Raw genomic sequence first — 17,277 nt, 5'->3', positions numbered from 1 at the left:
CGCGCCGACACCGCCGGGGCCGCCGAGGGCGGCGGCGGCGTACGACTAGACTCGTCGGACCGATCGACCTTCTTTCCGGTACACAAAGGAGTTGCCGTGATCCAGTTCGACCTCCCTCCCGTCGTTCCCGCCGACCCGTCCGCGAACGCGTCCGACCTGCTCGCCGACCGGGTGGCGGCGACGCCCGACCGGGCGCTGTTCGCCGTTCCCGACGGCTCCGGCTGGCGCGACGTCTCCGCCCGCGACTTCGAGCAGCAGGTCGTCGCCCTCGCGAAGGGTTTCGTCGCCGCCGGCATCCAACCCGGCGAGAAGGTCGGGTTCATCGCGCGCACGACCTACGACTGGACGCTCGTGGACTTCGCGCTCTTCTACGCCGGCGCCGTCATGGTGCCCGTGTACGAGACGAGCTCGCCCACGCAGATCTCGTGGATCCTCTCCGATTCCGGCGCGACCGCCGCGATCGTGGAGTCCCCCGAACACGCGCAGCGCCTCGACGAGGTGCGCAGCGACCTCCCGCTGGTGCGCGAGGTGTGGGCCATGCACGCCGGCGACCTGGATGCGCTCGTCTCGCGCGGGAAGGACGTCGAGGATGCCGAGATCGCCCGTCGCCGCGCGATCGCCAACAGCTCCGACATCGCGACGCTGATCTACACCTCGGGCTCGACCGGTCGCCCGAAGGGCTGCGTGCTCACGCACGGCAATTTCGTCGAGCTCGCCCGCAACTCCGCCAAGGCGCTGCACGAGGTCGTCGAGACGCCCGGCGCCTCCACTCTGCTGTTCATCACCACCGCGCACGTGTTCGCCCGCTTCATCTCCCTGCTGAACGTGCACGCCGGCGTGAAGACGGGCCACCAGCCCGACACCAAGCAGCTGCTCCCCGCGCTCGGATCCTTCCAGCCGACGTTCCTCCTGGCCGTTCCGCGCGTGTTCGAGAAGGTCTACAACTCGGCCGAGCAGAAGGCCGAAGCCGGCGGCAAGGGCAAGATCTTCCGCGCCGCCGCCGCGGCGGCCATCGAGCATTCCGAGCGCGAGCAACAGGGCAAGTCGATCCCCCTCCTGCTGAAGATCAAGTTCGCCCTGTTCGACCGGCTGGTGTACTCGAAGCTCCGCGCCGCCATGGGCGGGCGCATCGTCTACGCCGTCTCGGGCTCGGCCCCCCTCGGCCCGCGACTGGGGCACTTCTTCCGCAGCCTCGGCGTGGTGATCCTCGAGGGCTACGGCCTCACCGAGACGACGGCTCCCGCGACCGTGAACCTGGCGACGAAGTCGAAGATCGGCACCGTGGGCCCCGTCCTGCCGGGCGTGGGCGTGCGCCTCGCGGACGACGGCGAGATCCAGGTGCGCGGCATCAACGTGTTCGCCGAATACTGGCGCAACCCCGAGGCCACCGCCGAGGCGTTCGACGGCGAATGGTTCAAGACCGGCGACATCGGAGCGTTCGACGCCGACGGCTTCCTCTCGATCACGGGCCGCAAGAAGGAGATCATCGTCACGGCCGGCGGCAAGAACGTCGCCCCCGCCGCGCTCGAGGACCCCATCCGCGCCAACCCGATCGTCGGTCAGGTCGTCGTCGTCGGCGACCACAAGCCGTTCATCTCCGCGCTCGTGACCCTCGATCCCGAGATGCTGCCGACCTGGCTCGCGAACAACGGGCTTCCGGCCGACCTGTCGCTCGCCGACGCGGCGACGAACGAGAAGGTGCGCGCCGAGGTGCAGGGGGCGATCGACCGGGCGAATACCCGCGTCTCCCGTGCGGAGTCGATCCGCAAGTTCACGATCCTCCCCACGGAGTGGACGGAGGCGAGCGGTCACCTCACGCCGAAGATGAGCATCAAGCGCAACGTCATCGTCTCCGACTTCGCCGACGCGATCGAGGACATCTACGCCGTTCCGATCAACACCACGAACGTCTCGTTGCCCTGACGCGGAAAACGGAACGGCCCGGCTCCCCACACAGGGGCCGGGCCGTTCCGTTGTCGGGGAGACGCGTCAGAACCAGTCGCTCTCGCGGATCTGCCGCATCGCTTCCCGCCGGCTCTCGGCCGGCAGGCGCGAAAGGTAGAGCTTGCCGTCCAGGTGGTCGGTCTCGTGCTGCAACGCTTGAGCGAGGAGACCCTCGCCCTCGAGCACGACCTCGTCACCGTCGAGGTCGATGCCGACGACCTTCGCCCACGGGTAGCGCAGGGCTTCGTGCCAGATGCCGGGGACGGAGAGGCATCCCTCCCCCACCAGCTCCGGCTCGCCGCGCGTCTCGACGAGGACGGGGTTCAGCACGTAGCCGATGTCGCCGTCGATGTTATAGCTGAACGCCCGGAGGCCGACACCGATCTGCGGGGCGGCGACACCGGCGCGCCCCGGAGGCTCGACCGTGTCGACCAGGTCGCGGACGAGGGCCCGGATGCCGTCGTCGATCGTCTCGATCGGCGCACTGGGCGCGCGCAGGACGGGGTCGCCGAAGAGACGGATGGGACGGACGGTCATGCGACGGCCGCCGGGGTCCGGAGTCCCTCCACCACGGCGGCGGCGAGTTCGCGCGCGGCCTGCCGCGTCGCCGGCTGCAGATCGCGGAAGGCGATCGCGCTCCCGGCGGCGACATGGCTGTCGTACGGCATCCGGATGACGGCGCGGACGCGGCTGCGGAAGTGCGCCTCGAGCTCGCTCTCGCGCACGAGCGGGACGCCCGGCCGGGCGTTGTTGAGCACGACGACGGCGCCGCGCACGCGCTCGGCGTACCCGTTGGTCTCCAGCCAAGTGAGCGTCTCGGAGGCGAGGCGGGCCTCGTCGACGGACAGCCCTGCCACCACGACCAGCGAGTCGGCGAGCTCGAGCGTCGCCTCCATGACGGAGTGGACGATTCCCGTGCCGGTGTCCGTGAGCACGATCGAGTAGTAGTGGGCGGCGACGTCGGCGACCCGGCGGTAGTCCTCGTCGCTGAACGCCTCGGAGACGCGGGGATCGGAATCGGATGCCAGCACGTCCAGACGCGTCGAGTCGCGGGCGACGATCGACGACACGTCGCTGTAGCCCTCGACCTCGTCGTGGGCGCGCACGAGATCGCGTACGGTACGGCCGTTGGCGCGACCGACACGGTCGGCGAGGGTACCGCGGTCGGGGTTGGCGTCCACGGCGATCACACGGTCGTCGCGCGCGTCGGCGAGGGCCATGCCCAGGAGCGAGGTGACCGTGGTCTTCCCCACACCGCCCTTGCGCGACAGGACCGGGACGAAACGGGCCTCGCCCGCCAGCGGCGCGCCGATCCGACGGTCGAGGTCCTTGCGGGCACGGGCGCGACGGCCGTCACCGAGGTTGATGCGGTGGCGAGACACCGAGTACACCAGCTGCTGCCACAATCCTTCGGGCTCGGGCCGGGCGATCTGGCGCGGGTCGAGGAGACGGTCGGCGGTGAGGAGGTCGGGACTCTCGCGCGTGTCGTCGATCTCGCCGAGGCGCTTGGAGGCCAGCGTGACGTCGGCACCCGGGGTGCGCACCCGCTCGGTCGCGTGGACACGGCCGACGCGCGCGGCCTCGTCGGCCTGGTGCACCTCTCGACGTGTGAGGGGAACGGTGCCGATCACTCCCGTGGCGGCCAGTTCGGCGCGGGTACGGGGCACGGGCCCGGTGGAGGGCGCGGGGGCGTCCCCCTCGTCGGTGGCGGCCGGGGAAGCGGGCTGCGAATCGATGGCGACGGGCTCGGGCTGCGGCTCCGCGGCGACCGGCTCCGAGGCGAGGGCGCTCTCGTCCTCCACCACCGACTCGGGCTCGTGCACCGCGACGGGGTCGGCGGCCGGCTCCTGCTCGGTCGCGGGCTCCGCCACGACGGAGGCGCCGGGCTCGTCCTCACGGGTCTCGGCCTGCTGCTCGCTCCCCTGATCCGTCCCTTGCGCGGTCGGCGGTTCGATCGTGTCTCCGGCGTCGTCGCCGTCGGCGAGGTCGTGGGGTTCGTCGACGGCGGTGACCGGGGCGCTGTCCGCGTCCGCGACCGCGGGCTCCGGCTCTGCGGCGACCGGCTGCTCTTCGGCGGCGTCGAGATCGTCGTCGCTTCCGTCCACGGAGAGCACCTCGACGTCGTCATCCTCGTCCACCGGCGTCACGCCCGAGGCGTCCTCGGCTTCGGCATCCGCCTCCGCGCGCTCGGGGAGAGGCTCGACCGAGGCTTCGTCCTCGGCTGCGACGTCGTCGTCGTCGTGGACGATCTCGGCCTCGTGGACCTCGGCGTCGTCGTCCGCGGGACCCTCGTGCGGCTCGAGGACGATGTCGCCGGTCGGCGGTTCGCCGAGCTCCGAGTCGTCCGCGGGAGCAGCGACCTCGGGTTCGGGAACGTGCGTGAGAAGCGGGAGCTCGTCGGCGTCGGGCACATGCACGATGCCGACGACCTCGAAGGCGCGGGACTCGGGGTCGATGACCGGCATCTCGTCCTCGACGACGTCGTCGTCGACGTCATCGTCGTCGGACACCGGCAGGTCGACGTTGACCTGCGCGATGTGCTCGCCGAGGATGCTGATGCTGGTGGTGTCGAGGTTTCCGCTGTCGTCGAGGACACCGTGTTCGGCGCCGTCGTCGGGGGTCTCGTCGGTGCGGTCGGGGGTCACTGCCGTCTCCAAAGAAAAAGAGGGCGCGAACAGCGCCCCCTTTCAGGCTACTGCGAGGGACGGACGACGAGCAAAAGGTCGCCCGCTTCCACCTGCTGCGTAGGTGCGACGGTGAGTCGCTCGACGACGCCGTCGACCGGGCTCGTGATCGCCGCCTCCATCTTCATGGCCTCGATCGAGGCGACCGCCTGCCCGGCGGCGACGCGGTCCCCCGCGGCGGCCTTCAGGGTGACCACACCGGAGAACGGGGCGGCCACCTGGCCGGGCTTGGACGTGTCGGCCTTCTCGGCCTGGCGCGCCTGGACGTCGATCGAGCGGTCCCGCACGAACACCGGCCGCAGCTGGCCGTTCAGGGTGGTCATGACGGTACGCATGCCCTTGTCGTCCGCGTCGCCGATGGCTTCGAGACCGACGAACAACTGCACGCCGCGCTCGATCTCGACCGTGTGCTCCTCGCCGGCACGGAGACCGTAGAGGTAGTCGGCCGTGTCGAGCACGCTGAGGTCGCCGTAGGCCGCCCGCGTCTCGAGGAACGTGCGGGTCGGAGCGGGGAACAGCAGCGCGTTCAGGCGGGCGCGTCGGGTCGCCGCGTCGCCGGCGAGGGCCGCGGTGTCCTCAGGCGTGAGCGGTGTGACACCGGGCTTCACGTCACGACCCGCGAGCACCTTCGAGCGGAACGGCTCCGGCCAGCCGCCGGGGAGGTCGCCCAGCTCGCCCGCCATGAACGACACCACCGAATCGGGGACATCGTACTTCTCCGGGTTGCGCTCGAAGTCGTCCGGGTCGGCCTTCACCGCGGCCAGGTGAAGCGCCAGGTCTCCCACCACCTTCGACGAGGGGGTGACCTTCGGGACGCGACCGAGGATCCGGTTCGCCGCCGCGTACATGTCCTCGATGAGCTCGAAGTCGTCGGCGAGACCGAGCGCGATGGCCTGCTGCCGGAGGTTCGACAGCTGCCCGCCCGGAATCTCGTGGTGGTACACGCGACCGGTGGGGCCGGGCAGACCCGACTCGAACGGGCGGTACAGGTGGCGCACCGCCTCCCAGTACGGCTCGAGGTCGGACACCGCGGCGAGATCGAGACCGGTGTCCCGCTCGGTGTGCGCGAGAGCGGCGACGAGAGCCGACAAGGACGGCTGACTCGTGGTGCCCGACATGGGCGCGGCCGCCGCGTCCACGGCATCCGCCCCTGCCGCCGAGGCGGCCAGCAGGGTCGCGAGCTGACCGCCGGCGGTGTCGTGCGTGTGGACGTGCACCGGCACGTCGAACCGCTCGCGCAGAGCCGTCACCAGTCGTGCCGCCGCGGCGGGACGCAGGAGACCCGCCATGTCCTTGACCGCGAGGATGTGCGCGCCCGCCTCGACGATCTGCTCGGCCAGACGCAGGTAGTAGTCGAGCGTGTAAAGGTCTTCGCCCGGGTCGAGCAGGTCGCCGGTGTAGCAGACGGCGACCTCGGCGACGGCGGTGCCGGTGGCCAGGACCGCGTCGATCGCGGGACGCATCTGCGAGACGTCGTTGAGCGCGTCGAAGATCCGGAAGATGTCGATCCCGGATGCCGCGGCCTCGGCGACGAACGCGTCCGTCACCTCCGTCGGGTACGGGGTGTAGCCGACGGTGTTGCGTCCGCGCAGGAGCATCTGGATGGCCACGTTCGGCAGAGCCTGACGGAGCACGTCGAGACGCTCCCACGGGTCTTCACCGAGGAAACGGAGGGCGACGTCGTAGGTCGCCCCGCCCCACGCCTCCACGGACAGCAGCTGCGGGGTGAGCCGGGCGACGTAGGGGGCGACCCGCGCGAGGTCGCGCGTGCGCACGCGCGTCGCGAGGAGCGACTGGTGCGCGTCGCGGAACGTCGTCTCGGTGACGGCGAGGGCGGTCTGCTCGCGCAGCGCCCGCGCGAAGCCCGCGGGACCCAGCTCCTGGAGGCGCTGACGCGAGCCGGCGGGAGCCGGGGCGGCGAGATCGATGACGGGGAGCTTGCTGCCCGGCTCGACGGAGAGCGGGTTGTCGCCGTTGGGGCGGTTGACCGTGGTGTCGACGAGCCACGACAGCACCTTCGTGCCGCGGTCTTTCGATTCGCGGCCGCGAAGCAGCTCGGGGCGCTCGTCGATGAAGGACGTACTCAGGTCGCCCGCGACGAACGCGGGGTCGTCCAGCACCGCCTGCAGGAACGGGATGTTCGTCGAGACGCCGCGGATGCGGAACTCCGCGAGTGCGCGACGGGCACGGGCGACCGCGGCCGGGAAGTCGCGTCCGCGGCACGTGAGCTTGGACAGCATCGAGTCGAAGTGGGGGCTGATCTGCGACCCCGCCGCGGTGGTGCCGCCGTCCAGACGCACACCGGCGCCGCCGGGCGAGCGGTAGGTGGTGATCTTGCCCGTGTCGGGACGGAAGCCCTGCGTGGGGTCTTCCGTCGTGATGCGGCACTGCAGCGCGGCACCGCGGAGGCGGATCTGATCCTGCGTGAGCTGGAGGTCGGCGAGCGTCTGGCCCGCGGCGATGCGCATCTGCGACTGGACGAGATCCACGTCCGTGACCTCCTCGGTCACGGTGTGCTCGACCTGGATGCGCGGGTTCATCTCGATGAAGACGACCTCGCCCGTCCGGGGTCCCGCCGTCTCGAGCAGGAACTCCACGGTGCCGGCGTTCTGGTAGCCGATCGAGCGCGCGAACGCGACGGCGTACCGGTGCAGGTCTTCGCGCACGGTGTCGTCGAGGTTCGGGGCCGGCGCGATCTCGATCACCTTCTGGTGACGGCGCTGCACCGAGCAGTCCCGCTCGAAGAGATGGACCGTCTCGCCCGCGGCATCCGCCAAGATCTGCACCTCGACGTGACGCGGACGCTGCACGGCCTGCTCGAGGAACATCCGCGGGTCGCCGAACGCGCTCTGGGCCTCGCGCATCGCCTCGGCCAGGGCCGGAGCGAGCTCGCCGAGGGACTCCACGCGGCGCATGCCGCGCCCGCCGCCGCCGGCCACGGCTTTCGCGAAGAGCGGGAACCCGATCTCGTCCGCCTGGGCGACGAGCGCGTCCACGTCGTCGGAGGCCGCCGTCGAGCGCAGCACCGGCACTCCGGCGGCGACGGCGTGCTCCTTCGCCGTCACCTTGTTGCCGGCCATCGAGAGCACGTCGGCCGGCGGGCCGATGAAGGTGATGCCGTGCGCGGCAGCCTTCTCGGCCAGCTCGGGGTTCTCCGACAGGAATCCGTAGCCGGGGTAGATGGCATCCGCCCCGCACTCGCGGGCGACGCGGATGATCTCATCGACGTCGAGATAGGCGCGCACCGGGTGCCCGCGCTCCCCGATCTGGTACGCCTCGTCGGCTTTCAGTCGGTGCAGCGACGCGCGATCCTCGTAGGGGTAGACCGCGACGGTGCGGGCTCCCACCTCGTAGGCGGCGCGGAACGCGCGGATGGCGATCTCTCCGCGATTGGCGACCAGGATTTTCGAGAACATGCACACCCTCACGTCAATGCGGCGGAGCTGAATGTGCTCACAGCCTAGGGGAAGGTAACGTAGACGCTCGTGCACGTACTCTCCGTCAGCTCTTTGAAAGGCGGGGTCGGCAAGACGACCGTGACGCTCGGGCTGGCCTCCGCCGCCTTCGCACGTGGCGTTCGCACTCTCGTCGTCGACCTCGACCCGCAGTCCGATGTGTCCACCGGTATGGACATCCAGGTCGCCGGCCGGCTGAACATCGCCGACGTCCTGGCCAACCCCAAGGAGAAGGTCGTCCGTCAGGCGATCACCTCCAGCGGATGGGCGAAGGTCCACCCCGGCACGATCGACGTGCTCATCGGCAGCCCGTCGGCCATCAACTTCGACGGTCCGCACCCGAGCGTGCGCGACGTCTGGAAGCTCGAGGAGGCCCTCGCGACGATCGAGTCCGAGTACGACCTCGTGCTGATCGACTGCGCGCCGTCGCTGAACGCGCTGACCCGCACGGCGTGGGCCGCCAGCGATCGCGTCATCGTCGTGACCGAGCCGGGCCTCTTCTCCGTCGCCGCCGCCGACCGCGCCCTGCGCGCCATCGAGGAGATCCGTCGCGGCCTTTCCCCGCGCCTCCAGCCGCTCGGCGTCGTGGTCAACCGCGTGCGTCCGCAGTCGATCGAGCACCAGTTCCGCATCAAGGAGCTGCGCGACATGTTCGGGCCGCTCGTGCTGAACCCGCAGCTCCCCGAGCGCACGTCGCTGCAGCAGGCGCAGGGAGCGGCCAAGCCGTTGCACGTCTGGCCCGGCGACTCCGCGCAGGAGCTGGCCGCCGACTTCGACGCCCTGCTGGACCGCATCGTCCGCACCGGCCGCATCCCGGTGGCCTCCGACGCTCCGCAGGCGTAGCGCCGCGCGCGTGAGGGGTCAATTATTGTCGCCTGCGGAGACCTGCAGGCGACAATAATTTGACTCCTCACGCCTGAGGAAACGTAAGACCCCCGGATGCCGCGGCATCCGGGGGTCTTACGTAAGGGGGCTGTCAGGCGGTGCGAGCCGCGCGACGGGCGGCGAGTTCGTCGACGGCCTCGGTCGCGGACTCGAAGTCGACGAGGGTCGACTCGACCTCGCGCAGCACCTTGCCGACGGCAATGCCGAAGACACCCTGGCCGCGGCTCACGAGGTCGATGACCTCGTCGTTCGACGTGCAGAGGTAGACCGATGCGCCGTCGCTCATCAGCGTCGTGCCCGCGAGATCGCGGATGCCGGCCGCACGGAGCTGATCGACCGCGGTGCGGATCTGCTGCAGCGAGATGCCCGTGTCGAGCAGACGCTTGACGAGCTTCAGGACGAGGATGTCGCGGAAACCGTACAGCCGCTGCGAGCCGGAACCGCTCGCTCCGCGGACGGTCGGGACCACGAGTTCGGTGCGGGCCCAGTAGTCGAGCTGGCGGTAGGTGATGCCGGCGGCCCGGGCGGCCACCGCGCCGCGGTAGCCCGTGTCGTCGTCCATCTCGGGAAGACCGTCGGTGAAGAGGAGATCGGTGGCGAACCGTGGTTCACCGAGTGCGTCGCCAGCGTTCATGCTCGCGTTCCTCCTCATCGGCTCGTTGCTTCCACGCTAGATCAGCCAGGGTCCCCCGGCAACGACATCCGACGCGCGGAGGTCGGCGTGTCGCGATCAGGACAGGATCCGGTCGATCGCTTCGCGCACGAACAGGGTCCGGACCTCGTCCAGACGCGCCGCCAACTCGGGCGCGAGCTCGCTCGCGCGCGCACGGGATGCCGCATCCGGTCGCCGCAGCAACGCGGACAGGGCGGATTCGACGAGCGCCGCCTCGCGCTCGGCACTCTGCCGGAGCGAGCGCACGTGGCGCGGCTCGATGCCGTGCCGGTCGAGGGCGACGAGCGTACGCAGCAGCGACACAGTCTGCTCGGGATAGGTCTCGGCCCCGGTGATCACGCCGGTGCTGATGGCGTCGTTCAGGAGCTGGGGCGCAGCCCGCGCGGCCGAGAGCAGCTCGTCACGGCGATAGCGTCGCGGGGCGTTCGTCATCGACGCGATCGCGGTCGGGGGTGCGGGGTTGCGGCCCGCGTCGACGTCGGCGAGGTACTCGCGGATGACGGCGAGCGGAAGATAGTGGTCGCGCTGCAGCGTGAGCGCGAGACGCAGGCGCTCGAGGTCGGCCGGCGAGAACTTGCGGTAGCCGGAGTCGGTGCGCGTCGGGGAGACGATCCCCTGCACCTCGAGGAACCGCAGCTTGCTGGAGGACAGCGCGGGGAACTCGGGAGTGAGCCGCGCGAGGACCTGTCCGATGCTCAACAGCCCCGAGGCCGCCGTACGACCGCGGGCGGGGGCTGCCGCCATCAGTGCTCTGCCGACGGGAGATCGACGGGCGAACCGAAGAAGTTCAGACGGAACTTGCCGATGCGCACCTCGGCGCCGTTCACCAGCGCGGAGCGGTCGACGCGCTCGCCGTTGACGTAGCTGCCGTTGAGCGAGCGCTGGTCGACGATCTCGAAGGCGGATCCCGCCCGGGTGATCTCGGCGTGACGACGCGAGACGGTGACGTCGTCGAAGAAGATGTCGGCCTCAGGATGGCGACCCACGGTCGTCACATCGGTGTCGAGCAGGTAGCGCGCACCCGTCGTGGGACCGGAGCGGACGATCAGGAGCGCGGCACCCGAGGGCAGCGCCTCGATGGCCTCGAGCTCGGCCTCGTTGAGGTCGGCGCCGAAGGGGACGAACGACAGGTCGGCATCGTGACCGAACGTCTGCGTCGTGTCGTTCGAGCGGTCGGACGCGGAGGCGTCCGCGGCGCGGCGGATGTCGTCGCGCTCGAATCTGCGGGTCTCGTCCACGGCTTCTCCTTCATTTCCACCATAGTCGACCGACTCCGAGCCGGAGTGGCCGTTCGACCCTCGCACAGGCCATGGAATGTATGTGTTCTTCCCACGTCGACGGTGCGGACCGCTTTCGGGTAGCGGCTCGGTGCGACGGGGGACACTCGAACCTATCCACCCCGGGTCGGCCCTGTCGAGTCCAGGTCACCCCGCGCGTCATCCGTCGGCGACGCCCGCTGTCAGGACTCGCCCGGACGATCTCGCTAGGGTCGGGGGCGTGACCACGACCTCCGCGCCGCGTCGGCGCACCCTGCCCGCCGTCCTCGCAGCGGCCGCCGTCGCCCTCGCGGCGCTTCTCGTCCCGGCATCGCCGGCCTTCGCGCACGACGAACTGGTGTCCTCCGATCCCTCCGCGGACGCGGTGCTGGACGCCCTGCCGGCGCAGATCACCCTGAGCTACAGCGCCGACATCCTCGATTCCGAGGGCGCGACCGTGATCCAGGTGACGGATGCCGCCGGCACCTCTCTCACCGACGGGGCGCCGACGGTGTCGGGCACGGTGGTCACCCAGGGTCTGGCGGGAACGGCATCCGGCGCCGTGACCGTCGTGTGGCGCGTCGTCTCCAGCGACGGCCACCCCATCGACGGCACCTTCTCGTTCACGGTCCCGGCCGCCCCGACCCCGACCCCGACGGCCACCCCCACCACGACCCCGTCGGCGACGCCGACGCCCGAGCCCACGGTCACGGTGACGGCCACGAGCGCCCCGACCGAGAACACCTCGGAGGCCTCTCCCCTGCCGTGGATCCTGCTGGCCGTGGCCCTCCTCATCGTTGTCGGACTCGTGGTCTGGCTGTTCGTCGTCCGTGGCCGCCGGGGCTCCACGGGAAGCGGCTCCGCGGGGACCGCCGGACGGTAGGCTGAGAGCATGCCTCATTACGATCTGGTCATTCTTGGTGCGGGTCCCGGCGGGTACGTCGCAGCCGTGCGCGGCGCGCAGCTGGGGCTGTCGGTCGCGGTCATCGAAGAGAAGTACTGGGGCGGTGTGTGCCTCAACGTCGGCTGCATCCCCTCCAAGGCGCTGCTGCGCAACGCCGACCTCGCGCACACGTTCCACGCGAAGGCCGACCTGTTCGGCATCTCCGGCGACGTGCACTTCGACTTCGGCAAGGCCTTCGACCGCTCGCGCTCGGTCGCGGCCGGCCACGTCAAGGGCATCCACTACCTGATGAAGAAGAACAAGGTCACCGAATACGAGGGCCGCGGACACTTCGTCGACGCCCACACGCTGGACGTGACCAAGGCGGACGGCTCGAAGGAGCAGGTCACCTTCGACAACGTCATCATCGGCACCGGCTCCACGGTGCGCCTCCTCCCCGGCGTGACCCTCTCCGAGAACGTCGTCACCTACGAGGAGCAGATCCTTAACCGCGACCTCCCCGGCTCGATCGTCATCGTCGGCGCCGGCGCGATCGGCATGGAGTTCGCGTACGTCCTGACGAACTACGGCGTGAAGGTCACGATCATCGAGTTCCTCGACCGTGCCCTCCCGAACGAGGACGCCGAGGTCTCCAGGGAGATCCAGAAGCAGTACAAGGGCTACGGCGTCGACATCCTCACCTCCACCAAGGTCGAGTCGGTCACCGACCACGGCGACAAGGTCACCGTCACGTACACCGGCAAGGACGGTGCGCAGGGCTCCATCGACACCGACCGCGTGCTCATGTCGATCGGCTTCGCCCCCAAGGTCGACGGGTTCGGCCTGGAGAACACGGGCGTGAAGCTCACCGAGCGCGGCGCGATCGACATCGACGACCACATGCGCACCAACGTCCCGCACATCTACGCCATCGGCGACGTCACCGCCAAGCTGCAGCTCGCGCACGTCGCCGAGGCGCAGGGCGTGGTCGCGGCCGAGACCATCGCGGGCGCCGAGACGCAGACCCTCGGGGACTACCGCAACATGCCCCGCGCCACCTTCTGCAACCCGCAGGTCGCCTCCTTCGGCCTCACGGAGCAGCAGGCCCGCGACGCCGGCCACGACATCAAGGTCGCGAAGTTCCCCTTCTCGGCCAACGGCAAGGCGAACGGCCTCGGCGAGCCCGTCGGCTTCGTCAAGCTCGTCGCCGACGCCGAGACGCTCGAACTCATCGGCGGCCACCTGATCGGCCCCGACGTGTCCGAGCTCCTCCCCGAGCTGACGCTGGCGCAGAAGTGGGACCTCACCGCCCTCGAGGCAGCCCGCAACGTCCACACGCACCCGACGCTCTCGGAGGGCCTGCAGGAGGCCTTCCACGGCCTCGTCGGCCACATGATCAACCTCTGATCTTCAGAACGACGAAAGCCCGCCCGGTTCGCCGGGCGGGCTTTCGTCGTTCTCGAGAGGTCAGTGGCCGAGTGCGCGGGCCAGCTTCGACCCGGATGCCGCGGGCCGACCGCCGGCCGCGAAGACGGCGGCATCCACCGCCGTGAACAGCGCCGCGCGACCCGCCTGGTCTGCGGGACCGGCGGGGCCGAGCTCGACCTCCCACTCCCGCCAGGCGGACTCCACGCCGCGGCGTTCGTCCCGGGCGCGGACGCGGTCGTCGACGAACTCGGCGACGACTCCGCCCTCGGCGTCGAGCAGGGCGTACGCGGTGCGGTGGTTGCGGACGCGGGCGAGCGGCAGGAACGGTCCTCGCGCCCACGCCGCCACGGCATCCTGGATCTCGTCGGGTACGACCGGATCGGCGTCGGGATCGCCGAGGTCGCCGAGCGGCCACTGCGTCTCGGAGCGACCGCCCTCGGCGGGGGCCTTGATGTGCCACCCCTCGTCGGGGCCGCCTTGCCGACGGCGCACGGCGACGCCGTTGCGCGCCAGGTCGGCTCCGGCGGTGTCGACGTACCGCGCGTCGAGGTCGCGCGGCTCGGCCTCACCCACGCGGGCGACGCCGGGAACCCCCGACCAATCCGGGAGGGGCGTGTCGGTGTCGACGTCGTACTTCGACTCGATCTCGACCGACGACGAACCCGGCGCGCTCTTGCTCAATCGTCGCGTCCGTCGGCGTCCGGGTTGATGTCCTCGGTCTCCTCGACGTAGGCGAAGACAGCCTGCGTGGGTCCGTCGGAATCGCCGGTGTGCTCGAGGCCGCCGTCCCGGCGGTAGACGAGCTGTCCTTCGCTGTAGGGAAGGATCAGCGAGTCGTCGGACTCGTTCTCGAGCGGGATCACCTGCCCGTCGAGCGGGCCTCCGGTCAGTCGTGCAATAGCCATGGCCCCAGCGTAGACCGGCCCCTTCGCCGCGGCCCGCGCCTTGACACCCCTCCCCTAGACTCGCTCGGGTGACGAGCGCGGACCTCCCCGGCGACAAGCCCTTCGTGCTCCTCGCGACCCGCGCGCAGGACGTCCCCGCCGACGAGGAGTACGCGCTCTTCCTCCGTTTCACCGGCCTCCCGCCCGAGCGGTTGCGGCGCGTCCGGCTGGAGCGCGAGCCCCTGCCCGAGTTCGACCTCGACGACGTCGCGGGCATCCTGGTGGGCGGAAGCCCGTTCAACGCCTCCGACCCGTGGGACGAGAAGTCCGCGGTGCAGCGGCGGGTCGAAGCCGAGATGGCGGCCCTCGTCGATCGCGTCGTCGCCCGCGACGCGCCGTTCCTGGGGGCCTGCTACGGCGCCGGTACCCTCGGCACCCACCTGGGCGCGCCGATCGACGGCGTCTACTCGGAGCCGATCAGCGTCGTGGACGTGTCGCTGACCGAAGCCGGGCGCACCGATCCGTTGCTGGCCGGCCTCCCCACGACCTTCCCCGCCTTCGTCGGACACAAGGAGGCGATCTCGTCCCTGCCGGACACGGCGACGCTCCTCGCCTCCTCCCCCACGTGCCCCGTCCAGATGTTCCGCGTCGGAGAGAACGTCTACGCCACGCAGTTCCACCCCGAGCTCGATCTGGACGGCATCGTCACGCGGATCCACGCGTACGCGTCGTACGGGTACTTCGCGGCGGACGAGCTCGACCTCACCCTCGCCGCCGTCCGGCGCTCCCCGGTGACGGCCACCGGACGGATCCTCCGCACGTTCGTGGAGCGCTACGCGCGCTGAACGGCGCCCCGGCACCCCGACGACCCCACGTCGCGCGGCGCTAGGCCCGCTCGGGCGAGCAGCGCCGCACGACCGGCACGGCCGCCGTGATCGCGGGGTGCACGCGCCGCAGCTGCGGCTCGAGTCCGAGGTCGACCAGCACGAGACGGCCGGAGAGCCGGGGGCCGTGCCCGCGGAGCAGACCCGCCTTGACGGCGCCGAACGTCACCGTGGTCTCGGCGGGGAGGACGGCGGCATCCGCTTCGCCCGAGTCGGGGTGGAGTCCGCTGGGGACGTCCACGGCCACGACCCGCACCCGCCCCGCGACCACCGCCGGCAGCAGGGCCTCCACGACCGCGCGCGCGGTGCCCCGCAGCCGCGGATCGGCGGAGGCCCCGATGCCGAGGATGCCGTCGAGTACCAGGACGTGGTCGGGATCGGACGCGCAGATCTCGGACGCGTCCCGCAGCCGAGCGCCCGCCGCCAGGGCCGTGTCGAGCGCCTCGCGATGCACGCGGTCCCGGGTGAGCACGACGTCGACGCGGGTGCCCGCGCGGGCGATATCGGCGGCGGCGAAGAGCGCGTCGCCGCCATTGTCGCCGGACCCGGCCAGGACGAGGACCGGGCCGGGTGTGCGGGCGAGTTCGTCGACGACGACGGCAGCCAGGGCCCGCGCCGCCTCGCGCATGAGCGGGCGTCCGGCGGCGAGGAGAGGCGCCTCCGCCGCGCGGATCGCATCGGCGGTGTACGCGACGGTGCGCTCGGTCATGTGGCCACCCTAGACGCGTCCGGCCCGATCACCCGCGAGCGGTACTCTTCGCGATCGTCTCCCGCTCCTTCGCGTCCGCCTCGCGGGCGGCATCCAGTTCGCCGACGGCCGCCTGCACGGCCCGCTCGGCGCGTTGGACGCGGAACTGCACGAGCGTCGTCGCGGCGTACTTCGCGCGCACCCGGTCCTCGTCCTCTTCGTGCCCCACGGTCACGTACGCGCCGGCCAGCAGGATCACCTGGCTGGAGAGGTTCAGCCACAGCAGCAGTGCGATGAGGGCTGCGAAGGTCACCAGGAGCGGATTGCTGCCGGCGCCTCCGACGAAGAGCCCCGACAGCTGCTGCAGCGCGACGAGCCCGATGCCGCCGAGAAGCGCGCCGCGGAGCAGCGTCGCACGCCGCACGCGAAGGCCCGACAGCACCGCGAACGCCACCGCGACGACCGCCGTGTCGAGGGCGAGCACGACCACGGTGGAGATGAGCCAGGTCAGGATGCCGGTGATCCACGAGTCCGCCGAGATGCCGAGCCAGTCGCGCACCACCGTGAGGCCCGCGGTGGCGAGGAACGTCACGGCCGCGGCCGCGGCCAGCGCCACGCCGATCCCGATCGCGAGTGCGAGGTTGCGCAGCAGCACCCAGACGATCAGCGTGTCCTCGGTGGTGACGTCGGCGATCTGCCGCAGGGCGGAGCGGAGCGACCCGACGGCGCCGATGGCCGCGCCGAGCAGACCGAGGGATCCGAGGATGCCGGCGATCGTGAAGCCGGCGGGGGCCTCGATCTTGTCGACGTCGATGAGACCGCCGGGGCCGACGAGGCCGGGAATGACGCTGTCCACCGACCGCACCAGGGCGGCGAGGCCGTCGGGATTGCCCGCGAGCCAGAGGGCCGCGAACGAGAACCCGATGAACACGCCGGCGAACACGCTGAAGAGGGTGCGGTAGGTCACGCTGTCGGCGAGCATCGGTCCGCGCCGCCCCGAGTAGACGAGGTAGGCGCGGACGAGACGCCGCTGCAGCGCCCACGCGGTGACGCGACGGAGGAGGTCAGCCATCTCCCCAGGCTATGCGGGCTCCGCGGATTCGCGGTGCGGGGTTGACCGGGGGTCGCGGATCGCGGAACGGCATGGGCCGGAGATGGGCTCAGGTGACCTCGCCCAGCAGCACCCACCACGTCCCCAGCAGCAGCGGCGGACCGAACGCGATCTCGGCGCGTCGTGCGCCGGCGAGCAGTGCGCCCGCCGCGGCGGCTCCCCCGCACGCGAACCCGAGCACGAGCCCCGCGCCGACGGCCTCCGCGCCGAACCAGCCGAGGTGCGCGCCCACGAGCGCCGCCAGTGTCGCGTCTCCGCCGCCGAAGTCGCCGGGCCGGGCGAGATGGAGCGCGAGGCCGAGGAGGAACGCGGATGCCGCTCCGCCCCACACCCACGGCACGCGGTCGGCCTCGTCGGCGACGAACGCCGCCGACGTCAGCAGCGTCAGACCGAGCGCGAGGCCGGGCAGGACGAGCGCATGGGGCAGTCGATGACGACGGACGTCGACGACCGCGAGAGCGACGGAGATCGCCGCGAAGACCGCGAGAGCGACCCCGAGCAC

General features: G+C 71.2%; 16 protein-coding genes. 5 read left to right on the top strand and 11 right to left on the bottom strand.

Annotation, left to right across the window (positions count from 1 at the left end; all coding sequences use genetic code 11):
- The first annotated feature begins 96 nt into the window (after positions 1–96).
- Positions 97–1,923 carry an AMP-dependent synthetase/ligase gene (locus QM517_RS17225; protein WP_283289248.1) on the top strand — a complete coding sequence of 609 codons (1,827 nt, stop codon included), beginning with the start codon at positions 97–99 and terminating at the stop codon, positions 1,921–1,923.
- A gap of 66 nt (positions 1,924–1,989) precedes the next feature.
- On the opposite strand, the gene QM517_RS17220 is transcribed toward QM517_RS17225, so the two are convergent.
- Genes QM517_RS17220 through QM517_RS17210 form a run of 3 tightly spaced genes read right to left on the bottom strand, consistent with a single transcriptional unit; the run spans position 1,990 to position 8,044 of the window.
- Positions 1,990–2,481, bottom strand: coding sequence for a peptide deformylase (locus QM517_RS17220; protein WP_278101405.1), 492 nt, complete (start codon positions 2,479–2,481; stop codon positions 1,990–1,992).
- On the bottom strand, positions 2,478–4,589 hold the full coding sequence (locus tag QM517_RS17215) for a nucleotide-binding protein (protein WP_283289245.1): 2,112 nt from the start codon (positions 4,587–4,589) through the stop codon (positions 2,478–2,480). The genes QM517_RS17220 and QM517_RS17215 overlap by 4 nt, the downstream gene beginning before the upstream one ends.
- Before the next feature lie 47 nt (positions 4,590–4,636).
- A complete protein-coding gene (locus tag QM517_RS17210) occupies positions 4,637–8,044 on the bottom strand; it encodes a pyruvate carboxylase (protein WP_283289243.1) in 3,408 nt (1,135 codons plus the stop codon).
- Between the two features lie 69 nt (positions 8,045–8,113).
- Between QM517_RS17210 and QM517_RS17205 the strand changes: the two genes are divergently transcribed.
- Positions 8,114–8,926, top strand: coding sequence for a ParA family protein (locus tag QM517_RS17205; RefSeq protein ID WP_278101403.1), 813 nt, complete (start codon positions 8,114–8,116; stop codon positions 8,924–8,926).
- Positions 8,927–9,059: 133 nt separating this feature from the next.
- Here the strand turns inward: QM517_RS17205 and QM517_RS17200 are convergent, their stop codons facing one another.
- From QM517_RS17200 to QM517_RS17190, 3 genes are all read right to left on the bottom strand, one after another.
- Complete coding sequence (locus QM517_RS17200) at positions 9,060–9,602, bottom strand: MerR family transcriptional regulator (protein ID WP_077049868.1); 543 nt, start codon at positions 9,600–9,602, stop codon at positions 9,060–9,062.
- Between the two features lie 96 nt (positions 9,603–9,698).
- Positions 9,699–10,385 carry a transcriptional regulator FtsR gene (gene ftsR / locus QM517_RS17195; RefSeq protein WP_283289240.1) on the bottom strand — a complete coding sequence of 229 codons (687 nt, stop codon included), beginning with the start codon at positions 10,383–10,385 and terminating at the stop codon, positions 9,699–9,701.
- The gene (locus QM517_RS17190; RefSeq protein ID WP_077049866.1) at positions 10,385–10,879 is read right to left on the bottom strand and encodes an FHA domain-containing protein; all 495 of its coding nucleotides are present in this window, start codon (positions 10,877–10,879) and stop codon (positions 10,385–10,387) included. Before QM517_RS17190 ends, ftsR begins: the two co-directional genes overlap by 1 nt.
- A gap of 259 nt (positions 10,880–11,138) precedes the next feature.
- On the opposite strand from QM517_RS17190, the gene QM517_RS17185 reads away from it, so the two are divergent.
- Positions 11,139–11,780, top strand: a complete 642-nt coding sequence (locus QM517_RS17185) for a copper resistance CopC family protein (protein WP_238592326.1) — start codon at positions 11,139–11,141, stop codon at positions 11,778–11,780.
- 9 nt (positions 11,781–11,789) lie between these two features.
- Positions 11,790–13,187: a dihydrolipoyl dehydrogenase gene (lpdA, locus tag QM517_RS17180; RefSeq protein ID WP_283289237.1), complete on the top strand. Its 1,398-nt coding sequence runs from the start codon at positions 11,790–11,792 to the stop codon at positions 13,185–13,187.
- A 60-nt stretch (positions 13,188–13,247) separates the two neighbouring features.
- Here the strand turns inward: lpdA and QM517_RS17175 are convergent, their stop codons facing one another.
- Together QM517_RS17175 and QM517_RS17170 are read right to left on the bottom strand one after the other, a co-directional pair.
- Positions 13,248–13,889 carry a CYTH domain-containing protein gene (locus tag QM517_RS17175; protein ID WP_278101399.1) on the bottom strand — a complete coding sequence of 214 codons (642 nt, stop codon included), beginning with the start codon at positions 13,887–13,889 and terminating at the stop codon, positions 13,248–13,250.
- Positions 13,886–14,113: a response regulator gene (locus QM517_RS17170; protein ID WP_077052528.1), complete on the bottom strand. Its 228-nt coding sequence runs from the start codon at positions 14,111–14,113 to the stop codon at positions 13,886–13,888. Before QM517_RS17170 ends, QM517_RS17175 begins: the two co-directional genes overlap by 4 nt.
- Positions 14,114–14,181: 68 nt before the next feature.
- Here QM517_RS17170 and QM517_RS17165 point away from each other — a divergent pair, with 68 nt between their 5' ends.
- Positions 14,182–14,937 (top strand): glutamine amidotransferase, encoded by a 756-nt coding sequence (locus QM517_RS17165; RefSeq protein WP_283289235.1) that lies wholly within the window; start codon positions 14,182–14,184, stop codon positions 14,935–14,937.
- Positions 14,938–14,977: 40 nt separating this feature from the next.
- On the opposite strand, the gene QM517_RS17160 is transcribed toward QM517_RS17165, so the two are convergent.
- The 3 genes from QM517_RS17160 to QM517_RS17150 all read right to left on the bottom strand — a co-directional run bounded on the left by QM517_RS17160 (position 14,978) and on the right by QM517_RS17150 (position 17,277).
- Complete coding sequence (locus QM517_RS17160) at positions 14,978–15,685, bottom strand: NAD(P)H-hydrate epimerase (RefSeq protein WP_283289232.1); 708 nt, start codon at positions 15,683–15,685, stop codon at positions 14,978–14,980.
- Between the two features lie 28 nt (positions 15,686–15,713).
- Complete coding sequence (locus QM517_RS17155; RefSeq protein WP_283289230.1) at positions 15,714–16,736, bottom strand: YhjD/YihY/BrkB family envelope integrity protein; 1,023 nt, start codon at positions 16,734–16,736, stop codon at positions 15,714–15,716.
- Positions 16,737–16,824: 88 nt separating this feature from the next.
- The gene (locus QM517_RS17150) at positions 16,825–17,277 is read right to left on the bottom strand and encodes a prepilin peptidase (protein ID WP_283289228.1); all 453 of its coding nucleotides are present in this window, start codon (positions 17,275–17,277) and stop codon (positions 16,825–16,827) included.

The sequence above is a fragment of the Microbacterium sp. IEGM 1404 genome, assembly GCF_030056775.1.
Lineage (GTDB): Bacteria > Actinomycetota > Actinomycetes > Actinomycetales > Microbacteriaceae > Microbacterium.
Note: the sequence above shows the minus strand (reverse complement) of the source record. Positions and strands in the feature narration are given on the sequence as shown.

What these genes read in the sequence shown, in the direction of transcription:
- QM517_RS17220 (WP_278101405.1), bottom strand. Translation starts at nt 2,481, where the DNA reads ATGACCGTCCGTCCCATCCGTCTCTTCGGCGACCCCGTCCTGCGCGCG.
- QM517_RS17210 (WP_283289243.1), bottom strand. Translation starts at nt 8,044, where the DNA reads ATGTTCTCGAAAATCCTGGTCGCCAATCGCGGAGAGATCGCCATCCGC.
- QM517_RS17200 (WP_077049868.1), bottom strand. Translation starts at nt 9,602, where the DNA reads ATGAACGCTGGCGACGCACTCGGTGAACCACGGTTCGCCACCGATCTC.
- ftsR (WP_283289240.1), bottom strand. Translation starts at nt 10,385, where the DNA reads ATGGCGGCAGCCCCCGCCCGCGGTCGTACGGCGGCCTCGGGGCTGTTG.
- lpdA (WP_283289237.1), top strand. Translation starts at nt 11,790, where the DNA reads ATGCCTCATTACGATCTGGTCATTCTTGGTGCGGGTCCCGGCGGGTAC.
- QM517_RS17170 (WP_077052528.1), bottom strand. Translation starts at nt 14,113, where the DNA reads ATGGCTATTGCACGACTGACCGGAGGCCCGCTCGACGGGCAGGTGATC.
- QM517_RS17160 (WP_283289232.1), bottom strand. Translation starts at nt 15,685, where the DNA reads ATGACCGAGCGCACCGTCGCGTACACCGCCGATGCGATCCGCGCGGCG.
- QM517_RS17155 (WP_283289230.1), bottom strand. Translation starts at nt 16,736, where the DNA reads ATGGCTGACCTCCTCCGTCGCGTCACCGCGTGGGCGCTGCAGCGGCGT.